General features: G+C 38.8%; 18 protein-coding genes. 17 read left to right on the forward strand and 1 reads right to left on the reverse strand.

The genetic code is table 11. The features are described from left to right. Window positions 1-439 precede the first annotated feature (439 nt). The 15 genes from F580_RS0112505 (at window position 440) to F580_RS0112580 (ending at window position 13,282) form a co-directional block, all read left to right on the forward strand. The gene (locus F580_RS0112505) at window positions 440-1,279 is read left to right on the forward strand and encodes a class I SAM-dependent methyltransferase (protein WP_019028074.1); all 840 of its coding nucleotides are present in this window, start codon (window positions 440-442) and stop codon (window positions 1,277-1,279) included. Between the two features lie 956 nt (window positions 1,280-2,235). Next, on the forward strand, window positions 2,236-2,427 hold the full coding sequence (locus F580_RS0112515) for a DUF3185 family protein (RefSeq protein ID WP_019028076.1): 192 nt from the start codon (window positions 2,236-2,238) through the stop codon (window positions 2,425-2,427). A 133-nt stretch (window positions 2,428-2,560) separates the two neighbouring features. After that, window positions 2,561-2,803: a DUF6868 family protein gene (locus tag F580_RS0112520; protein ID WP_019028077.1), complete on the forward strand. Its 243-nt coding sequence runs from the start codon at window positions 2,561-2,563 to the stop codon at window positions 2,801-2,803. 135 nt (window positions 2,804-2,938) lie between these two features. Further along, a complete protein-coding gene (locus F580_RS0112525) occupies window positions 2,939-3,418 on the forward strand; it encodes a hypothetical protein (RefSeq protein WP_019028078.1) in 480 nt (159 codons plus the stop codon). A 186-nt stretch (window positions 3,419-3,604) separates the two neighbouring features. Further along, window positions 3,605-3,889, forward strand: a complete 285-nt coding sequence (locus F580_RS0112530; protein WP_019028079.1) for a hypothetical protein — start codon at window positions 3,605-3,607, stop codon at window positions 3,887-3,889. A 53-nt stretch (window positions 3,890-3,942) separates the two neighbouring features. After that, window positions 3,943-4,209 (forward strand): hypothetical protein, encoded by a 267-nt coding sequence (locus F580_RS0112535; RefSeq protein WP_019028080.1) that lies wholly within the window; start codon window positions 3,943-3,945, stop codon window positions 4,207-4,209. 253 nt (window positions 4,210-4,462) lie between these two features. After that, window positions 4,463-4,777 carry a hypothetical protein gene (locus F580_RS0112540; protein ID WP_019028081.1) on the forward strand — a complete coding sequence of 105 codons (315 nt, stop codon included), beginning with the start codon at window positions 4,463-4,465 and terminating at the stop codon, window positions 4,775-4,777. Window positions 4,778-4,908: 131 nt separating this feature from the next. Beyond that, window positions 4,909-6,312 (forward strand): M20/M25/M40 family metallo-hydrolase, encoded by a 1,404-nt coding sequence (locus tag F580_RS0112545; protein ID WP_019028082.1) that lies wholly within the window; start codon window positions 4,909-4,911, stop codon window positions 6,310-6,312. Between the two features lie 418 nt (window positions 6,313-6,730). After that, the gene (locus F580_RS0112550; RefSeq protein ID WP_019028083.1) at window positions 6,731-7,417 is read left to right on the forward strand and encodes a helix-turn-helix domain-containing protein; all 687 of its coding nucleotides are present in this window, start codon (window positions 6,731-6,733) and stop codon (window positions 7,415-7,417) included. A 210-nt stretch (window positions 7,418-7,627) separates the two neighbouring features. Beyond that, window positions 7,628-7,900, forward strand: a complete 273-nt coding sequence (locus F580_RS0112555) for a hypothetical protein (protein ID WP_019028084.1) — start codon at window positions 7,628-7,630, stop codon at window positions 7,898-7,900. Window positions 7,901-8,094: 194 nt separating this feature from the next. Then, the gene (locus F580_RS0112560) at window positions 8,095-8,547 is read left to right on the forward strand and encodes a nuclear transport factor 2 family protein (RefSeq protein ID WP_019028085.1); all 453 of its coding nucleotides are present in this window, start codon (window positions 8,095-8,097) and stop codon (window positions 8,545-8,547) included. A gap of 50 nt (window positions 8,548-8,597) precedes the next feature. Then, window positions 8,598-9,224 carry a LysE family translocator gene (locus tag F580_RS0112565; protein WP_019028086.1) on the forward strand — a complete coding sequence of 209 codons (627 nt, stop codon included), beginning with the start codon at window positions 8,598-8,600 and terminating at the stop codon, window positions 9,222-9,224. 545 nt (window positions 9,225-9,769) lie between these two features. Next, window positions 9,770-10,279, forward strand: coding sequence for a TlpA disulfide reductase family protein (locus F580_RS0112570; RefSeq protein ID WP_019028087.1), 510 nt, complete (start codon window positions 9,770-9,772; stop codon window positions 10,277-10,279). A gap of 117 nt (window positions 10,280-10,396) precedes the next feature. Then, the gene (locus tag F580_RS0112575) at window positions 10,397-11,539 is read left to right on the forward strand and encodes a M14 family metallopeptidase (RefSeq protein WP_019028088.1); all 1,143 of its coding nucleotides are present in this window, start codon (window positions 10,397-10,399) and stop codon (window positions 11,537-11,539) included. A 180-nt stretch (window positions 11,540-11,719) separates the two neighbouring features. Then, window positions 11,720-13,282 (forward strand): alanine/glycine:cation symporter family protein, encoded by a 1,563-nt coding sequence (locus F580_RS0112580; RefSeq protein WP_019028089.1) that lies wholly within the window; start codon window positions 11,720-11,722, stop codon window positions 13,280-13,282. Between the two features lie 435 nt (window positions 13,283-13,717). On the opposite strand, the gene F580_RS0112585 is transcribed toward F580_RS0112580, so the two are convergent. Beyond that, complete coding sequence (locus F580_RS0112585) at window positions 13,718-14,743, reverse strand: AraC family transcriptional regulator (RefSeq protein WP_019028090.1); 1,026 nt, start codon at window positions 14,741-14,743, stop codon at window positions 13,718-13,720. A 194-nt stretch (window positions 14,744-14,937) separates the two neighbouring features. Here F580_RS0112585 and F580_RS0112590 point away from each other — a divergent pair, with 194 nt between their 5' ends. After that, complete coding sequence (locus tag F580_RS0112590; RefSeq protein WP_019028091.1) at window positions 14,938-15,651, forward strand: DUF3313 domain-containing protein; 714 nt, start codon at window positions 14,938-14,940, stop codon at window positions 15,649-15,651. Window positions 15,652-15,746: 95 nt separating this feature from the next. Further along, window positions 15,747-16,832, forward strand: coding sequence for an efflux RND transporter periplasmic adaptor subunit (locus F580_RS0112595; protein ID WP_019028092.1), 1,086 nt, complete (start codon window positions 15,747-15,749; stop codon window positions 16,830-16,832). The last annotated feature ends 21 nt before the right edge of the window (window positions 16,833-16,853 follow it).

A 16,853-nucleotide genomic window follows, 5' to 3' on the forward strand; every position in this document is an offset into this window, starting at 1 on the left:
AAGCTTTTGTCGCTCAACATTTTAGCAAACTAAAAAATCCCCCATAGTGTGGTTGTTATTTGGCAAAGGTAGTATGGATTAAATTTTTGAATATTGTGCTTTTAACCCTTATATCCTTTTCGGAATATGCTAACACTAAAATGAATTTGCAAATGTTACGTTGGTCTTAAAAAACCAAACCAACAGCTTGGTAGTTTGTTTGTGCACAGGATTACTTAGATAATTTGCAAAGGGCCGACTATGGTAATGCAGAGTTAAAAGCAGATGTGCTCAAATATGCAACAGTGCTTTAAATTATAATGAACCAATGGTGACTCCCGCCACTTAATCGCATCGACCAATGGCTTTGAGAACTCGCGAAATGGCTTATTTAACTAAGCCTCGCAGCCCTTAAACGTGTATAGTGCTGTCAATATTTATAACTAGATAGACAAATGATATGGTCAGCTACTACCTTCATACAATAAATGCCCGACAGGCGCTAGATGCCATCGCCAAAGGACTGTCCTGCGTCCGCCTTTCCACTGATCTGAATATTTCAGAGCAGGATTTTTCCTTAAGTGACCAAGGTCTAGTGCTAGACGAAGACAATCAACTTTCTCTTGCCGAACTCAAGAAAATCGTTAAGAAGACCCAGAGAATTTACCTGTGTAGCGATGGGGATATGGTTCCGCTTGAAGACCGCAGCTCAGGCTACTATAAGCTTGTTCCCACTGCGGGTGCACCGCTGCTAGAAATTAGCGGCGTCAAAATGCATATCTCTAAGGGAACCGACCCCTTTGTTAGTGCCTCTGATATGGCTTTACAAGCAGTGCGCAAGGGGGATAATGTACTGGACTGTTGCAGCGGGCTGGGCTATGCGGCTATTGCTGCCCACCGACTAGGCGCTAGCGAGGTGCTTACCATCGAACTGAGCCGAGAGGTAATGGGGCTGCGTGCGCAGAACCCTTGGTCAAATGATTTAGGAAAAGAGGGCATTGTGCAACGTCAGGGCAGTAGCTTTGAGTTGATAAAGACAATGCCGGTGACTTCCTTCGATTCTGTCATTCACGATCCACCACGGTTTTCCCTCGCCGGTGAGCTCTATAGCGAAGAATTTTACCGACAGATCTTCCGAGTACTGCGCCGAGACGGACGCCTTTTTCATTACACCGGCAATCCACATGTGGTAAAGAAGGGCAGTAGCTTCGTCGATGGTGTTATCCGCCGCCTTAAAGCAGCCGGTTTCAAAAATGTGCAAAAGGTTGAGCATCTGATGGGCGTCAAGGCGCAAAAATAATAGCCTGAAGAGGGTGGTGACAACGAACATTGTGCTGACTCTTATTGGCTAAAAGAATTCAAGGCCAAGTCGACTAGCCGAGGTTAGTGCTTAGCGTTTTGTAAGGCATTCTTTCTTGTGAAGGCTCCTCAATAAAGGCGCTGTAATTTATCGAACCGCCGTATAAAAGGCTTGTGTACCTGTTATCGCCGTTGGCTTTTGATCTTATGGCTCAGCCTAATTTAACACTAAGGTAGCTCATGACTAAAAATTTTCGAGAAAATAGATATTTAAATGAATCAGGCTCCAAAACGGGTAACTGGTACCTCAACCGATTTGAATATTTTCAGTTTCATGAATACCCCAAGTATAAGAAACACAAAATTATAGCTTTACTCTTTGGGCTGTTTTTATTCTATTTAAGCATCAAAGTACTAAGCGTAAGCTTTGTAGGAGCTTTGCCGGTTTTTTATTTATGTTATATAAATTTGTTAACCTTTAACCTATTACGTACCAAAATCTGTCGTTATAAAGGCTATTTTCTTTATCCCAGCAAATTTGTCAATTTCTTCAGATCTATCGCGGTTGAAGTCGATTTAAATGATTTCGATTCCGTCGCAACGGTAAGTAAAAAATAGTTTTTGTTAAAAGTAATAATAAACACTTCAAACAGAAATTACGGCGCTTTTACCTCACCTCTGGTTTTTTGACGCTAGGGTCCACAACAAATAGGCCTTTCAAACTTTCATGGTAAGGATCAAGGCATCATAAATGCGGTGATGTTTTTATTTTTTACCCTTAACCATGGTATTTTCTGTAAAGGTTGGGTATAAAAGAGTGTTAAATCGACATTAAATACAATTGGTTATTGTTTAGTACCATTTATCCTAATTATATTTGTCGCTTATAAAAGGGTTCTGTATTCTCGAAAATATCAGTATATTCCTACTGGAAGCTTATAAATATCAGGAGTCATCATGAATAATAAAATTATTGGTATAGTACTTATCATTGTCGGTGTTGCTTTAGCTATGTGGGGTTATAATATTTATGATTCAGCAGGCTCTCAATTAAGTCGTACCTTAAGTGGTGATACGCCTATTAATGCGTGGCTTGGAATGGTAGGTGGTGTCATTTCTGTTTTGATAGGTATCACAAGGTTAAAATGATTTTATATATTATAATCAATCTTATACAATAAATATAAGTAAGGCTGCCAATGGTTTTGGCATGTGTTAATTACTTAGTTTAAGCAAAGTGATTTTCCACTTTAACGGGTATAATTTAAAGGAGTTATCCATTATGGATGTGAATGAAATAACAACATTATTAGGCTGGTGCACTGTATTAAATATGGGGGTGTTAGCTGTTGCCGCAACGTTTCTGTACTTGTTTAAAGGTCTTGTAATTGATATTCATAGTAAGTTAACCGGTGTCAGTATTACGGAATTACCAACACTGTATTTCTCGTTTATGGCAAACTATAAACTAGGCATACTGCTTTTTAATTTTGTACCTTACATAGCCTTAAAAATCATGGTGTAGTAACAGATTTTGCTCGATAAGAGCAGCTAATAGCTGACACGCTACTACTCTGGTTAGGCTCTGTTTCAAATCTAAGATAATTAAAGCAAAGCCAACTTTTTGACAATTTAATTTACCTACAAGGAAGTATACGTTGTGAAATATTTAATTTTTGTCGCCGCTTTTATATTATCGGGCTGCAACGCTACACCAAACCCAAACCCAAACAGCCAAGCAAAGCCTACTGATATAGTGCAACTGATTGAAAAAACAAAAAGGCGTTATCCAGAGCCGGTTAGGGGCACTTTTCAAATCCCTATCAAGGCGTCAGGTTTTATAAACGGTGTGGTCTATTTAAATTCAGATGTTGACTATCGTGATCCTAAAAACATTACCGTAGTATTATTGCCTTCGACCGTTGAATCATTTGCTAAAGCTTATCATTCACCTGCAGATGCATTTTTTATTGATAAAACCATCCAAGTCACAGGCAAGGTTGTGCGAGTAAGAAAATATCTATATATCAACAATAAACGCACTAGAAAGTATTATTATCAAACTCACATACACGTATCATCGCTAGAGCAAGTTAAATTGTTGAGCAGCGCTAAATTAAGCAAGGTAAAGCCAAGTTAACCTTAAGTTAGGTAGGGCGTAAAATGACCTAGTATCACTAGGTTAGCACCGCAAAAACACCTCTCAATGAACGGCGCTCAATTATTAAGGTATGCTTGGCATGGAAAGCTCGTTAGTATTAGAGACACTATTTATTTTGTAAATCAAATCAAAGCCTGACATGGCGTTATTTTTCGGAAGTTATTTATGAATTTAGACAAATCAACAAAACGTATCGCCAAGCGCGTTAAAAAAGGCTTTCAAGGTTACCCACAAATTTCACTGACGTATTTTGGTGAATCTGCTAATTGTGCCAATGAAGTTGTGGTTGGTTATATTGAAGAAGAAGGCGCAGCAGTGCAAGAACAAACATTTACCAGTAAGAGTGATGCCAGAACAGATGAAACTATTCAAACCACATTGTTGAAGGTTATTGAGCGAGCAGACGCCAAAACCGTGGTAGCAATTGAAGGCGTGACGATACGTAAATAAAATTAACAAATCTACCTATATAATTGTTGATATGGATAGTGAGGTGGTTAAATTTGAGGTTAGCTAGTATAAAGAGTCACTTCTGGTCTTTTGGTCTACTCATTGGGGTGATAGTCGGCATGTTTTTGACTTCCATTATCGTCATATGGGAGTGGATGGAAAACCCTAGTGGCATATTTCATGGTGTCGATGGTACAAACTGGCACTTTATTTATGACACGGCAATAAGCTGGTTTATACCCACTTTTATTTATGTTGCGCTTATTGCCGCACTTGGGCATTTACTTTTGACTACCTTTAAATGGTATCGAAAGAGGTGATAAATAATCAGCAAAATCTAAACAATCAAACATTTTTCTTTATTTTATTTACTTCAGCTTGTTCACATTCCTTTCCTATTGTGTTGATTCTAACTCTTCAATAAAAGTACATTTTGGAGCAAGGTAAACTAGGTACTCACTATCATTCATTGTATAATGTTGCTTTAAGTAAGTGAGCGCTATGCGCTTACTTCAACAGCAGATATGGTGCCTTTGGCATCGAAAGCTAATCAAATAAGAGCTAAATAACGACATGAAACCTTATATTAATACCGCTGAATTAATTGCATCGCTAGAGTCAGAAATAAAATCACTTAGCGATACGATTGCTACATTACAGCTAGAGCCACAAAGCTTCAACGAGCAAGTTATTTTTAAGTATATTGATACCGCGAGCACGGGAAAAACCAAAGATTTTGTTCGTTCGTTAGGGGTTAAGTCAGAGCGAGGCTCATTATTTTCTTCTGGTGATGTCAGTAAACTCATTAAAAGTGGCGCTGACGATATTTCACCAGCATTACTTGAAATAGCCCGTGATGTCGTCCGAATGAAAAAAAACAAACGTTAAAATAAGCACTGTTTAGTCATTTTCACGTAGTCATATCAATGTCACAAAGGTAGGAATTAACGCTTGGTCATTATTACCAAGATTACAATGCCACCGTGTTTAACAATTCAGCTACCGATAGGTTTAACTCAATGAACAAAAAAATCACCTCCTTATTATCAGGTCTGATTTTTGCTGCGTTAAGTGTAAATACCGCACACGCGCAATCAGATAATTTTTCAGCTCAACAATTAACGCAAGTAAGTGAAATAAAGCAGCAAGCCCTTGATAGCGATCTTGCTTGGGATTTAGTTGAATCGTTAACAACCGAAGTTGGCCCAAGAATGCCAGGCACTCCAGGCGATAAAGCCGCGGTCGCTTGGGCAGTAGCAAAATTTAAACACTTGGGTTTTGACAAGGTGTGGACTGAGCCAGCCACTTTCCCCAAATGGATACGCTACTCTGAATCAGCGGCGATTATTAGTCCCGCGCCACAACCTATGCACATTACGGCATTAGGTAATAGCATCAGTACACCAAAAAATGGTATTGAAGCACAAGTGATTGAATTTGATTCGCTAGCTGAGCTAGAAAATGCTCCTAACAATGCTGCACAAGGTAAAATCGTCTTTATTAACTATAAAATGGACCGTCATCGCGATGGTAATGGTTATGGCCCAGCAGTTCAGGCGCGTAGAAGTGGCGCTGTTGTTGCTGCACAAAAAGGTGCTGTTGGTTATGTGATGCGTTCCGTGAGTACGGCTTATCATCGTTTTGCTCATACTGGCGGTAGTCATTATAAAGAAGGGGTGACTAAAATTGTTTCGTCAGCTATTTCCAATGCGGATGCTGATCAGTTACATCGCTTAGTGGCGTTAGGAAAACCAGTTACTATCAATATCAATGTCCAAGCCAAATCAATGGGTGAGGGTACTTCTTATAATGTCATTGGTGAAATGACCGGCACAGAATTTCCGGACCAGTATGTACTTATTGGTGGACATTTAGACTCTTGGGATCTAGGGACTGGCGCTTTAGATGATGGCGCAGGTGTGGCTATAACCATGGCCGCAGCTAAAATAGCAACATCAAAAGGTAAACCAAAACGTAGTATCCGTGTGGTATTATTTGCTGCTGAAGAGTTTGGTTTATGGGGTTCAAAAGCTTATGTTAAAGCCAACCAACAAACTATCTCAAACATAGTTGCCGCAGCAGAGTCAGACTTTGGTGCCGATAAAATTTGGGCATTCGACTCCAATGTACACGCGAGTGCTTTACCATTGGTCAGTGAGATTGCGGCAATGATGGCATCTCTAGGTGTCGAGCATTTAGCTAAAAATAACGCGCGTGGCGGTCCAGATTTAATTCCATTTCGTCAGTTTAATATTCCGGCCTTTGGTTTATCCCAAGATGGCACAGACTACTTTGATTACCATCATACTGCTGATGATACCTTAGATAAAATTGACCCGAAAAAATTACGTCAAAACGTAGCTAGCTATGCGGTATTTGCTTATATGGCCGCTAATGCTAAAACACGAATTCTTGGTAAGTAGTTAAGCTTAATCTAAAAGTATGCCACGAAGAGTTCTTATATTATTGAAAAGCACAGGGCAATAGTTCTGTGCTTTTTCTCTGACCCTCATTATCTACTCGTTAAAGAAAAGTTCTTTGTTAAGTCCGTAGGTAGCGCAACTATAATCTCTAGTTATGAAAAATAGTGCTTAATAACCTGAAATCTGGATAAGCAGCACTTACTCAATCCCCCCATTCAATTACTTGAGTCATCGTTACTTTGGTTGTTTGGGCATGAAAATATATAGGATTTTATCAACTTGTCGCTGTATTGTAAGTTATTGATTATTAGACGATGACGGCTGGTGTCGTTCATTTGTCGTGGTAAATATCTAGTAAGTTTGTCGCTTACTGTTCCATAATAATTTCGTTGTTTGTAAGGCTCTAGAGGGAATCAATTTGTTTATTTCAACCAATAAACTTAAAACAGTACGTAGAGAAAAGGGCTGGTCGCAAGAAGTATTGGCTAAAGCTTCTGGCTTGTCAGTCAGAACTATTCAACGGATTGAGGCCAATGGTAAAGCGTCGGCTGAATCAACTTTAGCGATCGCGTCTGTTTTTGATTTATCTCCTCAAGCACTGCAAGCAACTTCTGATGAAATAGAAGTTAATTGGACGAGGAAAATGATCATGAAAAATATATTTGCTTTGTTAGTTATATCTGGTGCTATTGCCATGTTAATAATACTGGGGGCAAGTGCAAAATTCTATTTAGATGTAGCTTCTGCTATCTATTTAGTGCTCTTTTTATACGCGGCAACCATTATTACTTTTGGTACCCATGGCATGTTTAAGTCATTAACTGGGCTTAAGTACTTATTTACTGAAGAAATGGTCGGCGGCGCGCAAGCACAATACTTAGCTACCCTGTATGCTAGTCAGGTTAAATTTTTGTATGGCGGAGCTTTAATCGCTTTAATGATAGGTACAATTGCAATTCTTGGTAACATTGATACTTATGATAACGTTACCTATCAAACCGCTTTTGCAGTTAATTTAGTGGTGTTATTTTACGCGGCAGTATTAAGTGAAGGTGTCTTTAGGCCATTAAGTATTAAATTAGCCACTTGCGATATGAAAGAATAAACCTATACCCAAGCAACCTCAAGATGCTTGGGTCTAAGTAGGCGAGGGTAACTCAGTCAATCAGCTTGCTCTCGTCAACACTAGCCAGCTTTAATCAATAAATGGCAGAACTTGTCAACCTAGTGCGGCTCTGCTTTGTTTTATCTGTTATTCTATATTGTTGTTAATAACTATTATCTTTTAATCCATTGCTTAGGTCTTTCTATATATATGAATCGAACACTTCTGCCGACACTTGTCGGGGTTTTCACCAGTTTATTTGCCATTTGGGCGTTACATACTTTTTTAATCGTTGACGATTGTTTAGATAATGGTGGCTCATTTGACTACGCTAGTGCTAAGTGCTTACTTGAAAGCGGTCAAGTATATGATTCAAACCTCGCCACAATAGCAGTTGTACTTTATTTTGTTGTTGGCTTTGTTGTTTCATTTATCGTTTCAAACTTGATAAGAAAAGTTTTTAAAATAAAAGCTAAGTCATAGTCATAGTCAAAGGCAACATGACATATTTCAGGGCTTTAATGTTTACTTAATAGAAATTCATTTTAATCAATCAACAGACATAAATTATTACAATTTCAGTACTATATTTTATTACTGTTTACCTATCAAATAGAGTCCCTAACGTAAGGTTTTGAGCACAGCTCAAACGCTATAATAATTAAAGGACTCAGTAAATGTCAAAAGTCACATTAACGGCCATAGTACCACTACTTTTATTGGCCTTTATTTCACTACCCAACTACGCTAAGTCGGTGACAAATAACGAATATCAAGCCGTTGTTGATACCGCCTATAATTACTTTAATGCCGCGGCTAATGGCGACCAGCAGCTATTAGCTAAAGCATTTGACTTGGAATTTGGTCATGTAAAAATGATTACAACGAACAAAGACACTGGCGAAGAAAGTATTAGAACCCTTACGTTACAAGAGTTTGCGGGGTTCTTTAAAAAAGCCACAGAAGACACCTGGCATGGCAATATTCTATCAGTAGATATAGTCGATGATAAAATGGCTATGGTAAAGTTAGATTTTAAAACCTCTAAATCACATTACATTGACTATTTGGTTATGTATAAGCGTGATAATAACTGGCGTATTATCAACAAAACCTTTGTTGCTAAATAAAGTCGCTAAGTAAAAGCGTATTTTCATAATCTTATATCTTAGGAGATTAAATGTTCCCTATTGAGGTTTTCCTGACTTATACACTGGCATGTTTACTTTTAGTGATATCACCAGGGCCCGATAATATACTGGCGATAGGAAGAGGGCTTAGCCAGGGGAAGTTAGCGGCTTGCATCTCTGGAAGTGCATCTGGGGTGGGAATTTTATTTCACGTATTGACCGCAACTTTTGGACTAACCGTGTTAATTCAAACCTCAGCAATGGCTTTTATGGTGGTTAAACTAATAGGCGCCGCTTACCTCATTTGGTTAGGCATGAAAGTGCTCAGGTCACGTAGTTTAATAAATCTAACTCCAACCAGTAAACAGCCGCTCAAAACAATCTTCTGCACCGGTTTTTTATCCGCGGCGTTAAACCCTAAGCCAGGTATGTTTGTGCTGGCTTTTATTCCTCAGTTTGTTAATCCAGAATTAGGCTCGGTATCCACACAAATGATTGCTTATGGGTTTTGGTTTGCCCTGTTAACAGGTATAGGTTTTTCTTTAATGGGCATTTTTTCATCTAAACTTACCGCTTACTTACAAAATAAACCTAAAGTCATCAATGGTTTAAATCTTGGTGCGGGTTTAACCTTTATAACCTCGGGTTTAGCGGTTGCAGCATTAAAGCAGCGTTAGTAAGTTTACAAAATAAAATATGGCTAAAGTTACCTTACAGGGACATATTATCGTCTCAGATTCGGAGCCAACTAGGGTGAAAAAGGCACTCAGCACTCATCTATACCCAAGCTACTTTAAGATGCTCGTTTCAGGACAGCAGAGCAATTCATAATCAAAGCGCGTATTTTATTAATGGCTAATCCCTTAATTACCTACGCAAAGATGAACATAATTTTCTCAAACGTCCCCGAAGGGCGGGTTTAGAAACGTTATAGCTATCGTTATTGATTTCGACAAGGTCGCTGCATGGATGCAGCTTATTAGAGAATGCAGGAGCATATTCTCCTGAATAACCATTCTCTTCAATCAATGTCTTGCCTACAGACGTTTCTAATTCCAGCTGAATCCTGCATATTGAGGTCACTATAGGTATTAATAGCCCTAAAGCTAGCCTGTGAGTACTCCGCAGTTCCTTTGATTACCAAAGCAGACAATTTTTACAAAATATAATGAATAGATCTCGGGTCTATTAAACTAGAGCCAATTATTTTTAGGAATTTATTTTGTTACGCAGTTTTGTCATTCAAGCCTTTATTTTTTTAATTGCCTTTCAACTCATCTCTTTTTTACGTGAAACGAGCATGTTATCAACGGATACGCCGTTGGCAGAAATTGCTAAAGTTAATCAAGGCGTTGATTTAAATAACGTGCCTACCTTAATGGGCGAGACAGTCTCGTTAAATGCACAAGGTAAAACGACGATTTTGTATTTCTTCGCACCATGGTGTCAGGTTTGTCATGCGAGCATAGCTAACTTACAAGCCTTGTATCAAAAAAATGAACAGCTTGAGGTTATCGCCATTGCGATGGACTATACCAGTAACAACGAAGTCACGGCTTTTACCCGTCAACACCAATTAACTTTTCCCATTGCCTTAGGAAATGAAGCAATAAAACAATTTTTTGAAATCAGTGGTTATCCCAGTTATTACGTTTTAAATGAAGAAAATGTGATTATTGGTAAATCTATGGGATATTCTTCAGAGCTAGGGCTTTATTTACGCTCATTATAATAATCTTTTAGCGCATCTATATAGTGATCTGCCAGTTGTTTGTGTACACTGTATTACTCAATTATTCATTGGTGTTATGCCAAGTATATAAGTCAAACAAGCTAAGAAATAATTATTATGCAAATTACTGACAATTTTGACAGCGGTAACATCCGCGTTATCGATGCATCTGATGCAAGCAATATTCAATTAGAAATCAAAAAAGACAACCAGTCTGATTTTTACCAATGGTTTCACTTTAAATTGCAAACCGACTTAAGCGCTAATGGCGATCGTATAGAGCACGTTATGCATTTAAACAATGCTGGTAAATCTGCTTATACCGAAGGCTGGGAAGATTACCAAGCGGTTGCTTCTTATGATCGTGAACATTGGTTCCGCGTACCAACGCAATATGATGGTGAAAAGCTTACTATTACTTTAACGCCTGAATATGACTCCGTATATTTCGCTTATTTTGCGCCATATAGTTATGAACGTCATCAAGACTTAATCCATAACGCGCAAATGCACCTTGATTGTCAGTTACAAGTATTAGGTCAAACCGTTGATGGTCGTGACATGACGTTACTAAAAATCGGTGAAGAAGGTGAGGGCAAACGTAATATTTGGATCACTGCTCGTCAACACCCAGGCGAAACCATGGCTGAATGGTTTGTCGAAGGCATGTTAGACCGTTTACTTGATGAAGATGACGGCGTTGCCCGTGCTTTATTAAACAAAGCGGTGTTCTATATTGTGCCTAATATGAATCCAGATGGCAGTGCCCGTGGTAATTTACGTACCAATGCTGTTGGCGCCAACCTTAACCGTGAATGGTTAGAGCCAACGATGGAACGTAGCCCAGAAGTTTTCCTTGTGCGTGAAAAAATGCTGGAAGTCGGTGTTGATATGTTCCTAGACGTGCATGGCGACGAAGCCTTACCAGTAAACTTTGTCGCTGGCTGTGAAGGTGTTGTTAATTACGATGCCCGCCATAAAGCACTTGAAGATAAATTTAAAGCATTCATGGTAGCTCTCACGCCAGAGTTTCAAGATGAGCGCGGTTATGATAAAGATGAACCAGGTAAAGCATTGCCAACGGTAGGCACTAACTGGGTTGGTAATCAATTTAAGTGTTTAGCTTATACCATTGAAATGCCATTTAAAGATAATGATCTGTTACCTGATTACAGCGTAGGTTGGTCGGATGAACGCAGTAGTTTGTTAGGTCGCGATTTCTTAACAGGCGTGTACCACATGGTAGACGACTTACGTTAGTCATAAACATTTATCTTATTGCTGTATAGCCCAATTAATGCGTTTAATGTACTCATTGACATGCGTCAACTCCGTGCATTTCCTGTTAATTGAACTTTACAGCTTTAAGCTAAACGCTATTTAAAATGTTTACTATAAAAACAATAACGATAACAAAAATAAAAACAGTAGGAGTTAACTGTGCAAGAACTTGTCAATAGTATCAATGCCATCATTTGGAGCCCCGCGCTTATATACTTGTGCTTAGGTACCGGTTTATTTTTCTCAATAATCACCCGCTTTGTCCAAGTACGTCAATTTAAAGAAATGATTCGTTTGTTGCTTTCGGGTAAAAGCTCAGAGAAGGGCATTTCATCCTTTCAAGCACTAGCCGTGTCTTTATCGGGTCGTGTTGGTACCGGTAATATTGCTGGTGTTGCCGCTGCCATTGGTTTTGGTGGTCCCGGTGCGGTTTTTTGGATGTGGGTTGTGGCCTTTTTTGGTGCAGCTACCGCTTACATTGAATCAACTAACGCGCAAATTTATAAAGAAGAAGAAGACGGTGTCTACCGTGGTGGTCCAGCGTATTATATTGAAAAAGCCATGGGGCAAAAATGGTATGCGTGGATATTTGCCATTTCAACTATCGTCGCCTGTGGTGTGTTATTACCTGTTGTTCAGTCCAATGGTATTGGTGATGCATTAGTTAATGTCTTTGGCAACGGCGGTACAGTCACTTCATTTATGGGTGAGATAGCCTTAACTAAAGTGTATGCGGCGACCTTTATTGTTTTAATCCTAGGTTTTATTATTTTTGGTGGTGTTAAACGTATCGCCAACTTTACTCAAGTTGTTGTGCCCTTTATGGCGTTAGCATATATCATTATTGCTTGTGTGATTATTGGTATGCACATTGATATTTTACCGAGTGTTTTCATGTCAATAATCACCGATGCCTTCACGCCTATGGCGGGGTTTGGTGCTGCTATTGGTTGGGGCGTTAAACGTGGTGTTTATTCAAATGAAGCTGGTCAAGGTACAGGACCTCATGCTGCTGCAGCTGCAGAAGTTGAGCATCCAGCACAGCAAGGTTTAGTACAAGCCTTCTCGGTTTATATTGATACCTTATTTGTTTGTACCGCGACCGCTTTGATGATTTTAATTACTCAGTCTTACAATGTTATACCTGAAGGCAGCAGTACTTTTATCGTGCAACACCTCGCGGCCGATGTAGTAATTAGCGGCCCGGCATTCACTCAAATTGCTGTTGATAGCGTGTTAACCGGTTTCGGTAAACCTTTTATCGCCATAGCGTTATTTTTCTTTGCTTTTACTACCATACTGGCTTATTACTTTATTGCCGAAAACAATGTTTCGTACATCAACAGAACCATTAAAATCCCAGCATTAAGATTTGTGTTAAAGGTCATTCTTATGTCAGCGGTATTCTATGGCACAGTCGCACAACCAAGTGCTGCTTGGGGCATGGGTGATATTGGTGTTGGTTTGATGGCATGGCTTAATATCATTGGTATTCTTATTATCTTCTTTATGGCAAAACCTGCGATAAAAGCACTGAAAGATTATGAAGAACAACAAAAAGCCGGTGTGACCAAGTTTACTTTTGACCCTAAAAAATTAGGCATTACTAATGCTGATTTCTGGGAAGAACGCTTTGCTAAAGAGAATCCGCAAGTGAGTAAAGCGGTTAACGAAGATGCTACTACCGACAACAACGGAACTAACAAAGATACTACCGGTTAAATCATAGTGTTAATGTAAGTCGTTTGTCTAAAACGTCATACTAAAAAGCCGCTCATTTTATTGAGCGGCTTTTTTATGTTTATTGAATGATGACGTTGGTATTCGCATTCAATACTGTCAGCTTAAGGTTGTTCGGTTTAACTGAGCCGGGCCGATGACTTTAGGCAATTAGATTTTTATGAATAACGTAGGGGTAACTTTTAATTAACCTCAACTCTGGATAATGAATGTTAATTTTATTAAGTACTTATTTATTATCAATCACATAGCATAAACACCTTTGCTATAAGTTTATTTATTCGTCTCAATATTGATAGTTTTGGTGAAAACAAGGCGGTATTACGTACCAATAACTGGTTATTGGTAGGAATACCAACGCTGATATCGCCTAAAATAGCTTTTTGAGTAACTTTGCTTATCCAGAGTTGAGGTTAATTAGTAATCTTGCCCGAGTTGAGAGCGATATTCGACTGGAGAAACGCCGGTGTGTTTTTTAAAGGCACGGGCAAAAGTGCTTGGTGAACTGTAACCCAATTGGTAGGTGATTTCGGTAATTGAAGTGGTTTTTATCGCCAGTTTTTGTTTTGCTAACATTAGGCGTACTGAGGTAAGCAGCGTTAAGAATGATTGCTTCTCAACACTCAACTTGCGCTGTAAGGTGCGTTTACTCATGTGAAGCTTAAAAGCTAAAGTTTCTTCGGTTGGGCAACCTAAAGGCAGTAGTTCATTAATTATTTTGATGACTTGTGCGCTAGTGCCACCGTTTTCCAATGAGGCTAGATGCTTGTTAATAACCATTTCATTCATTTCAACCAATTCAGCATCGTGCGTAGGCAGCGTCTCGATTAGCAGTTCCTTAGAGAAGGAAATACCATTAACTGCTTGGCTGCCAAAAACGGGGCATTGAAAATACTCTTCATAGGCTTGGTTATGGTCATCAATAGCAAAAGTAAAATAAACGCCCGTAGCAGGAATGTTTTTCCCCGCCGCCAAACGAAACATTTTTAGGAAAAAACCAATGCCTAGTTCAATAGCACAATGATGGGTTTTTATTTTATCATCAGCTGACAGACGTTTTTGGTATTGTATTAACAATTCCTTGCCGTTTTCACCATCACGTTCAATTAACTCAATTTGCATGGCGGTACTGATTAGTTGACTGCTGGCAATAAAGCGTCTTAAACCCTGTTCTAAATTTGCACTGGCAAGCCAAGCCAACCCTATACTTTTTAAATAGGCTGGCTGAAATAGGGATGCAGCCACCAAACCCAATTCATTATTCTTTGTCTCTTCTACCGCCAATTTCCATAAAACGGCCATTTTCTCCATAGCAACACGGTTTTGACCATCAAGAGTGATATCAATGTCTGCTTTGCTAAAAACAGCTTCGGCATTTACATCATAAATAGCCAGTACTTGGCCGATTAGTCGAGGAATAGTGGCAAGGGTTGTTTGACTCATAAATTCTCTATGCGGTACTCAGTATTGATTTGATGGTTGGCGTTTGTTGCTTATTTTTTATCGTATTTTCTTTATTCACAGGCTATATGACTAGAATGTCCTATTTGGCACAGTAATTGGCACAATATGTATAGCTAGAGTCGCTGAATTCTATCATTATAGTGCCGCAAATAATTCATTTATCTAGGTTAGTTATGTTATTTAAAGTATACAAAAATATTCCCGCGTTTATGAGCGCTTTAGTGGCGACTTTATTGCTAAGTGGTTGTATGAATATTACCGATCAACAACAGTCTGGTTTTTTAAAAAACTATGAAGATTTTGAAGATGTTTACGATCCAGACTACACCAAGGTATATCGTAGTGAAAATTTCACTATCGACATGTTGGCAGATATGGAGAGAATTAACCTAGTCCCTTTTGAAATGTGGGTAACTCCAGGACCTGAAGCCAATTTTACCCCTGAAGATTTAGCCGAACTTTCTCAGTACTTTCATCAACAAATGAGCGATAGGTTAATTGCCAACAACTACAAAATAGTCAAGCTCATTGGCCCGCGCACTATCACCATTCAAGGTGCCTTTTCTGGCGTTAAATTTGATGACCCTGAATTAATGCCACTAGATTTTATTCCATTTCGTTTGGTCATTAACGCAGGTAACTTTGCCTATTTACAAATAACCGATAAAAGTGATGTTACCACTAAGGTTTCCGTTGAAATCGAATTTTTAAAAGGTATACGTCGAGAAAGAATTCTTGCCGCAATCAGTACCAAGTATGTTGATACAACCATTGCTAATTCAGGTGCAGATAACATGAAAGTCGTTAAAGAGCTATTGGATATGTGGGCAGAAAAATTTGTTGACCGTTTAGTAGAGATACGCGCCGATAAATATGAAAAAAATTAAAACCACTAAAGCTTCATGTTAATTCATTTTCAAAAAGTCAGTATCAGTTCACTTACTTAAAAAATATAAGCCCATAGGCCAAGGAAGTATGCGATATGAAAACCTCCCCCTCAACTCGCTTGATGTTTTGCAGTGTCATCATTGTGTTAGTTAACCTGTCTGCGTGTCAGCAAGAGCAAGTGATTGTCGATGAAGAACCCTTATTACGCCCCGTTCGCACCACCATAATAACTTCAGCGAATGTTGCCCGTTCATTGGAATTCCCTGCGGTTGTTGATGTCGTGAGTAAAGCCGACTTATCCTTTAAATTATCTGGGGAGTTAGCTAAATTTTATGTAAAGCAAGGTGATAAAGTATCAAAAGGCGATGTCTTAGTGAAACTTGATGATACCGACCTAAAACTGAGTTTAATTACCACGCAAGCTAATTTTGACAAAGCTGAAGCAGACTTTAACAGAGCAAAGAAATTAATTAAAACTAAGTTTATTTCTCAGTCCGAATTTGATCAGCTAAAAGCTAATGCCTCTGCCACTAGTGCGCAATTACAAACGGCTAAAAACAATCTGGCATATACCGAAATTAAGGCTTCATTTAATGGCATGATCGCTAAAGTCTACAAAGATCTTTATCAAGAAATTACTGCGAAAGAGCCAATCCTTCGCTTGCATGATCTTAGTAAAGTGGTACTTAAAGTAAATATTCCTGAAAGTATCATGATGCATTTAAGAAAAGATGCTGTATTAGGTAAAGTGACTGCAACGTTTAGTGCTTTACAAGGTTATGAATTTCCACTTGAATTTTCGGAAGTTTCCACCATTGCTGATGAATATACCAAAACCTATGAAGTGCTTTTCACCATGCCAGCACCGAAAGAATTTGTCATTTTGCCCGGCATGACTGCCAAGGTAAAAGCGGACATAAAAATCAATTCCCCCGTTGAACCTGATAAAGCCGTTGATTTTTACTTGCCAAGCAATACCGTATTAAGTGATAGAAATAATCATTATGTCTTTACTATTATTGCCGTTAAACCCGGTGTAGGTAAAGTGCAAAAGAAAACCATCATTATCGGAGATTTTACCCATAAAGGTATCGAAGTTTATAGTGGCTTAAAAAAGGGCGATGTCTTAGTTAACGCAGGCATGAGTAAGATAACTGACGGCATGTTAGTTAAATACTAAGGTAGCTTTTAAGGATTTTAA

Origin of the sequence: Colwellia piezophila ATCC BAA-637 (assembly GCF_000378625.1) — a bacterium.
In the GTDB taxonomy this organism is placed as follows: Bacteria; Pseudomonadota; Gammaproteobacteria; order Enterobacterales; family Alteromonadaceae; genus Colwellia; species Colwellia piezophila.